This is a genomic window from uncultured Metabacillus sp., from assembly GCF_947503125.1.
In the GTDB taxonomy this organism is placed as follows: Bacteria; Bacillota; Bacilli; order Bacillales; family Bacillaceae; genus Metabacillus.
On record NZ_CANNCR010000106.1, the window covers coordinates 1 to 7,523 of the forward strand.

Genomic DNA, 7,523 nt, shown 5'->3' on the forward strand with positions numbered 1-7,523 from the left:
CGATGGCGCCTGGAGCTAGATTCAGAAACGCAAGCTATGTTAAGAAAATATATAAATTCTGATATTATAAGAAAAAAACCTACCGTTTCCTTTTCTTCTATCCAAGCAGATGTTAAAAAATAATCTAGTACAGGTGAGCAGGTTGTATAACTTTTACATCCATTAATCACCCATTTTCCATCTACTTGTTTCGCATTTGTTCCTGGCCGTCCTCCACGAATGGGGCTTCCTGTAGCAACTTCACTCACCGCCCTGTTAATGATGGCGCCATTATTCACTTCATCAGCAAGATAGGCTAACTTTTCTGGATGCCAATTTCGATTTTCAAATAATTCTCCAACCGTCATTAATGTCCAGCCAATAGATAATGCTGTACTCCCATCATAGCTTCCCAGTTTTTCTTGTAAAAGAATGGCATCATATAGAGAAAATCCTGCACCACCGAACTCTGTTGGCAAAGTTAATTTGGTATAACCCATGTTTCGTAATGACTGAATATTTTCATAAGGGAAACTACCCTCCTCGTCAATGAGGGAGGCACGTTCTTTAAAATCCGTTTCTAATGGAGACAGACGTTCAATCCACTCACGTTGTTTACTATTTTTTATAAATAATTCTTGCATACCTTTGGGCCTCCTAACTCTTTTAAATAAAAAAGACTACTCCCCTTAATAATGGAAGTAGCCTTCAGTTGACTGATTAGCTAAGCTCATATGATAAAATTATTTTCCAAATATTATAAATATACTACATATCATAAATAAAACTATTCCCATCTGTCAACTAGGAATTTTAATTTATATCATCAATCAGATGGAGATTTACTGAAAATATTTTATATCGACACCTTCATTTAGTTATTACGTAACGCTAATAAATATCTTGACAACAAAAAAACCCCCTTACAATTAAGGAGGCCCATACATTATATAAAGATTAGGGGGGGATGTACTATCATCATCGCCAGATTACCATTATCTTATACTAGCAATTTTCAATTTATTTGACTTTTTTCTGTAATTCCCTAATAAACCGTTTAAAGCCTTCCTGACCTGACTGATCCCGCTTAAAAACACCAGCATGCTCAAGAATCGTAGCAAAGACTTGGCCAACTTCCTCTAATAATGTTGGATAGGCCGTATTTTGATCTAAGTGCGGATGATTCACTTTTATCTTTTTCGCCCATTCATAATGCTTGGACAGCTCTTCATCTTCCTGAATGCTAGTTAACTCATGTTCATTCACAAGGACTGTTGCTAGTTTTTTCAGTTCGTCTAAGAGTCTGCCTGGCAGCACCGCTAAGCCCATTACCTCAATCAGTCCGATATTTTCTTTTTTAATATGATGGACCTCTTGATGCGGGTGGAAAATACCCAGCGGATGTTCATCACTAGTTCGATTATTTCGCAACACGAGATCTAGCTCAAATAGACTTCCTCTTCTTCTAGCAATCGGTGTGATCGTATTATGCGGAGTTTCGCCAGAAAATGCGAGAATTTCAACCGATTCATCACTATAATTCTTCCACTCCTGCAAGATTTCATCTGCAGCATTGATCAAATCTTCTGGATGTTCTCCTTGCAGCCTTAACACAGACATTGGCCACTTCACAATCCCTAATTCGACGGAAGGATATTTTTCAAGCGTAAAGGCGTATTCTATCTCTGCTACCTCCATTGGAAACGTATGATGTCCGCCTTGGAAGTGATCATGACTTAAAATTGAACCGCCAACGATCGGCAGGTCAGCATTTGAACCAAGAAAATAGTGAGGATAGTGCTTAACAAAATCAAGCAGCTTGACAAACGTTTCCCGTGAAATCTTCATCGGTTTATGTTCACCGGAAAGGACAATCGCATGCTCATTATAATAAACATATGGCGAGAACTGGAGGAACCACTGTTCATCATTTAGTGTTACCGGAATGATCCGATGATTTTGTCTAGCTGGATGATCCAAGCGTCCGGCATATCCGACATTTTCTTTACAAAGCAGACAGGTTGGGTATTCGCTTTTTTGCAGGTTTCTAGCAGCGGCAATGGCTACAGGATCCTTCTCAGGCTTTGACAAATTGATTGTCATTTGCAAATCGCCATACTCTGTGTGAGCCAGCCATTTTTCATTTTTCGCAATGCGATCTGTGCGAATATAATGAACATCTTGTGAAAATTGGTAGAAGGATTCGGTCGCTTTTTTCGGTCCATCTTTCCTTACCGTTTCTTGAAAGCGGCGAATAACCTCTCCCTGTGATGGGACAAAACATCCCATGATCTTTGTATCAAGTAAATCACGATATGTTACCGTGTTTTCAGGCAAAAGGTTATTCACAGCAGCCCAGTCTAATATGTTTTCTAAAATAGCTACCGGTGAAGTAAGCTTCTCTTCTTCTTGGACTGTTACCGCTTTAAAATCATCTAATTGTAAAACCTCTAGTACTTTGTTGCGTGTTAAAGGAACGTCCCACTCAAAAATAAGCTGTTGCTTCAATCCAAATTGCACTAATCGTTCAATTTCTTGATAAATATTGATAGACACGTCATCATCCCCTTGTAGCATTCTCTAGCATGATGTTGCAAGAGGCTGTCTCGTAAGGATCTGACCTTTAAATTTTGAGACAGCCTCTTATTTTTTTGCTGATCTTATTTTTCGTAACCGCGCGGGTTCTTTTGAAACCAATTCCAAGCACTCTCGATAATTGTGTGAAGGTCAGCATATTTTGGTTTCCAGCCAAGCTCATTGATCGCTTTTTCAGATGATGCTACTAAGATTGCCGGATCACCTGCGCGACGAGGAGCTACCTCAGCAGGGATCGGATGGCCGGTTACCTTTCTAGCTGTTTCAATCACCTCTTTTACAGAAAAACCATTGCCATTTCCTAAATTATAGGTTGCGCTTTTGTTTTCTTTGCGCAGTTTATCGATCGCTAAAATGTGGGCATCTGCCAAGTCTGTTACGTGAATATAGTCGCGAATACATGTGCCATCTGGTGTGTTATAATCATCACCGAAAATCATGATTTTTTCGCGGTCGCCAAGCGCTACTTGTAAAATAATCGGAATTAAGTGTGTTTCAGGCTGATGATCTTCACCAAGCTTTCCGTCCATATGAGCTCCAGCTACATTAAAGTAACGAAGCACAACATAGTTCAAGCCATATGCCTGCTCGCTCCACTTCAGCATTTTTTCTACAGCAAGCTTTGTTTCTCCATAAGGATTTGTAGGAACCGTTGGATCTGTTTCTACAATCGGAATATTTTCTGCTTCGCCGTAAGTTGCCGCTGTAGAAGAAAAGACGATTTTATTGACACCGAACTCTGTCATCACCTTTAATAGACACATAGTCCCATATACATTGTTTTCATAATATTGCAGCGGCTTCTCGACACTCTCACCGACAAGTGAATCAGCAGCAAAATGAATAACTGCTTCAATCTCATTCTCTTGAAACACATTTTTTAAAAACGCTTCATCACGCAAATCTCCTGAATAAAGCTTTGCCCCTTCTAAAACTGCCGGTTTGTGACCTTTTTGCAGATTATCAACAACGATAACCTCCTCATTTCGATCCAACAGCTCTGATACTGCGTGACTTCCGATATAACCTGCTCCTCCACATACTAATACTGCCATCTTTTTTACCTCCTATTTATATACTTAGCTAAGCTCTTTCGCACCATCACCAACATTCGCTACATAAAATTCTGCTGTCAGCCCTGTTTTTTCATGATAGCTTTTGCCAACCTCTTCAATAAATGCTTCGAGGTTATCATTTTTTACAATTGATACGGTACATCCGCCAAAGCCGGCCCCCGTCATGCGCGATCCAAGCACACCTTCTTGCTTCATTGCTGCTTCAACTAAAGTATCCAATTCAAAGCCTGTTACCTCATAGTCATCACGTAGTGAGGTGTGAGAATCACACATAAGCTGACCAAAGCTTGCTAAATCACCTTCTTTTAGCTTTTCTACAGCTTCAAGAGTACGTGCATTTTCATATACCGCATGCTTTGCGCGTTTTTGATCAATTTCATTTTGAATCAAGTGACGATGGCTCTCAAATTGCTCTGGAGTTAATTCACCCAATGATTGAATCTGTAACTCCTTTTGCAAATCCTTTAGCGCTCTTTCACATTCAGAACGGCGTTCATTATATTTTGAATCCGCAAGTGTCCGGCGCTTATTTGTATTTGCAATGACAAGGGATGCATCCTTAAGGACAATCGGGCTATACTGATAGTTCAGGCTTTGACAATCCAATAAAATGGCATGGTTTTCCTTGCCCATTCCGATCGCGAACTGATCCATGATTCCACAGCTTACCCCAATAAATTCATTTTCTGCATGCTGACTCATCTTCACAAGGTCAACTCTTGAAAAACTTGTTTCATAGAGGGCTTGCAGGATCACAGCTGTTGCCAGCTCAATCGATGCCGATGATGATAAGCCTGCTCCGTTTGGAATATTTCCATAAAATAATACATCAAATCCCTGACTTATTTCGACACCCTTATCAATAAATTCCTTTAGGACACCCTTCGGATAATTGGTCCAATCATGTTCCTTCTCATATGATAACGGTTTATCAAGTGAGATCGAAATCACACCAACCTCCGGGAAGTTCATTGAATACATTTGAATTGTTTGATCATTTCTTAACGCTGCGAGAGCGTATGTTCCAAATGTTAACGCACAAGGGAAAACATGTCCGCCATTGTAATCTGTATGCTCACCAATTAAATTGACACGACCTGGTGCAAAAAAAGAGCGGATATCGTGACTAGTGTGAAATAGCTTTGTAAATTGCTCCATCATTTGTTCTCTCATTGAAATCACCCTTCATTATAGCTTATTTTGGTTATCACTATCTTTTTTTGTAAGAGAAATTCTATTTGTTACTTAAATTGTAAGTTTCAAAACCGAACGTTACAATGGTAAAATTACAAAGAGAAAATAGCACATATTTGCTTTAATTCTAAGTACATTAAACGTTAACTTAGTGTTTATTTAGCCTTATAGATTAAAAACGAAAGACAAATTCATCCCTTTTTTGCTTTTACACTCAGAAAAAGGGTATAAAAAGGGGGTTATTTTGCTATGGATAAAAAAACTGGAGCGATTGCTTTCCGTTTTACAGAGCATCATGTAAATCATGTAGCCCAAATTTGGTCTGTCGGATGGGATGAGCAGCACTCTTCTATTTATAATTGGAGCGGAACAGAACGTAAGGATCAGGATAAGTGCATTTTTCAATATACAATATCCGGCCATGGGGAAATCAATATTGATGGAAACGTGCATAAAGTAAAGGCTGGACATGCTTTCATTGTCAGCAGTCCGAGTAATTATCATTATTATTTGCCGAAGGATTCATTAAAATGGGAGTTTATCTATTTAACTCTATATGGAAACGAAGCGAAACGTTGCTGGGATTATGTCAAATCAACAGGCAACCAGGTTGTCCGCTTTCATCCAGAATCGGCTCCAATTAAGCTTGTGAAGGAAATTTATGACGAGGCGAGAGGCAAAAAAATCACCAATGCCTATGAAGGGTCAAGTATTGCTTACAAGTTTATTATGGAGCTTTATGTCCATCTTGCTAATATTGATAAACTGATGGAGGATTGGTCAGAAGGAATTATAAGCGCTGCCCTATTTGCCAAAAATTATTATCAAGATGATATAAGTGCCGAGGAAATGGCTGAGGCTTCACAATTGTCCAAATATCACTTCACACGGCTATTCAAAAAAGAAACCGGCGTGACACCAATTCAATACTTAACAACTATTCGTTTGCAAAAGGCGACCGAGCTTTTACAAAATACGAAATACTCAGTTGATGAAATAGCCCAATTGGTTGGTTATAAAAACGCCAACTATTTAAATAAAGTCACTCGAAGGATGCTGGGGAAATCACCTGGGGAGATTAGGCAAGGGAAATGACCCATGCAAAAACGCAGCTGGCTGTCAATGGCAAGCTGCGTTTGTCTTTATTTATTTAAATCAATCTGTATCGATCCCTTTTGGTGCATAATGGTCATCGTTGTTCCGGGGGTCATCATATTTTCTAAAATATCCTTCGCCGCTTGCAGAGCAAATTCAATCCGCTCCAGCTTTTCCTTTTCTTCCTCACTAAGGCTTTTAGGTGTTTCCGAAAATTGTTTTACATACTGATGTGATTTGAGATGATAGCTTTCAATCGTTTCATATACATCATCATACAGTTGTTCAATTTCTTTCTTCATTGCCTCCGTCTCCCCTTTTAAACTCCTTGTCTCCTATGATACAAGACGGATTGGAATAGGTAAAACAATCTTTTTATTCTCCCTTTAAAAGTCGCTTATGTATCCAAATAGCTGCCTGACAGCCATCCGCCATTGCGATTGTGACTTGCTCGGAATGTGCGACAACATCTCCTGCTGCCCATACATTTGTTATATTTGTTTCCTTTGTTCGGGGGTCTACTAGGATATGCTTATTCTCAAGCAGTTCAACACCTAATTGTTTCGCTATTTCCGAGTGAACGACATTGCCGCCAAAGCCGATAAACCCTTTGTCGCCGGAAATGACTTCACCATTTTTCAGCTTAATCCCTTTAAAATCTGATTCATTTTCAGCGATCACCTCATCAATTGGTTCATTTATGACGTTAATGTTTTTTTGCACAAGTTTTGCTTTTACTTCTTCATCAAGTGTTTTTTGATCATGGTTGATGAAGGTTATTCTATTTGTCCAATAGGTTAAGGTTAAAGCAAGGTTTGCGCCTGTGTTGCCGGAGCCTAATAATAAGACATGCTGATCTCTTACCTCATAACCATCACAATCCGGACAAACGTAGATTGATATTCCCAAGCATGGTTCTATATGTTTGATTGGCGGGATCTGGTCCTTTATCCCTGTCGCAATTAAGACCGTCTTAGTTTTGTACTGTTCCCCCAGCTTTGTTTTTAGTTCTATTTGCTTATCCTGTTTTTCCGCTTCGGTGACAAGATCAATCACAAATTCAATTCCAAAGGTTTTTGCTTGTTTATGTCCTAATTCTCTGAGAGTTTGCCCACTTACGCCGTCTGGCCAGCCAAGGATATTATGATAGCCTCTGCAAAGATTTGATCGTCCATTTTGATTATCAATCACCAGCACATCATGCATATATCTTCCCAGCTGAATTGCAGCCTGGAGACCTGCAATACCTGCCCCAATGATAATACATTCAAATGTTTTCTTCGCCATCCGTACACGTCCTTTTTTTATTCGCTCAAATTAGAATGTGTAAATTCGGATGGCATCATGCATCAAATGGGAAAAAGGTTGTGGATATCTCTAGATAAGATGTTTTTGTAAATTATGTTGTGAATAAGTCAAAGTGATGTTTTAAAGTTAATTTTGCAGCCTCCTTTATTTCAACATTCTTTCTAATAATAAGAGGTTTGAGTTTAAAAAACGAGGGTACTTTATAAAAAAAGCGCAAGGCGCCTGCCTATCGGCGACAAGCATAAGGCGAACAGGAATAGAAGGTGTACTTTACCT

7 protein-coding genes are annotated in these 7,523 nt (G+C 39.2%); 1 reads left to right on the plus strand and 6 read right to left on the minus strand.

Translation table 11 applies throughout. The features are described from left to right. The 4 genes from Q1B07_RS25750 to Q1B07_RS25765 form a co-directional block, all read right to left on the minus strand. Nucleotides 1–623 (minus strand): acyl-CoA dehydrogenase family protein (locus Q1B07_RS25750; protein ID WP_299091192.1); only part of this gene is annotated, 623 nt, incomplete at its 3' end. 376 nt (nt 624–999) lie between these two features. After that, a complete protein-coding gene (galT, locus tag Q1B07_RS25755) occupies nt 1,000–2,529 on the minus strand; it encodes a UDP-glucose--hexose-1-phosphate uridylyltransferase (protein ID WP_299091313.1) in 1,530 nt (509 codons plus the stop codon). A gap of 110 nt (nt 2,530–2,639) precedes the next feature. Then, a complete protein-coding gene (gene galE / locus Q1B07_RS25760) occupies nt 2,640–3,629 on the minus strand; it encodes a UDP-glucose 4-epimerase GalE (protein WP_299091194.1) in 990 nt (329 codons plus the stop codon). Nucleotides 3,630–3,653: 24 nt separating this feature from the next. Further along, complete coding sequence (locus Q1B07_RS25765) at nt 3,654–4,823, minus strand: galactokinase (protein ID WP_299091196.1); 1,170 nt, start codon at nt 4,821–4,823, stop codon at nt 3,654–3,656. 270 nt (nt 4,824–5,093) lie between these two features. Here Q1B07_RS25765 and Q1B07_RS25770 point away from each other — a divergent pair, with 270 nt between their 5' ends. Next, complete coding sequence (locus Q1B07_RS25770) at nt 5,094–5,939, plus strand: AraC family transcriptional regulator (protein WP_299091198.1); 846 nt, start codon at nt 5,094–5,096, stop codon at nt 5,937–5,939. Nucleotides 5,940–5,986: 47 nt separating this feature from the next. Here the strand turns inward: Q1B07_RS25770 and Q1B07_RS25775 are convergent, their stop codons facing one another. Then, nucleotides 5,987–6,241: a hypothetical protein gene (locus tag Q1B07_RS25775; RefSeq protein WP_299091199.1), complete on the minus strand. Its 255-nt coding sequence runs from the start codon at nt 6,239–6,241 to the stop codon at nt 5,987–5,989. Between the two features lie 73 nt (nt 6,242–6,314). Next, complete coding sequence (locus Q1B07_RS25780; protein ID WP_299091201.1) at nt 6,315–7,226, minus strand: NAD(P)/FAD-dependent oxidoreductase; 912 nt, start codon at nt 7,224–7,226, stop codon at nt 6,315–6,317. Nucleotides 7,227–7,523 lie beyond the last annotated feature (297 nt).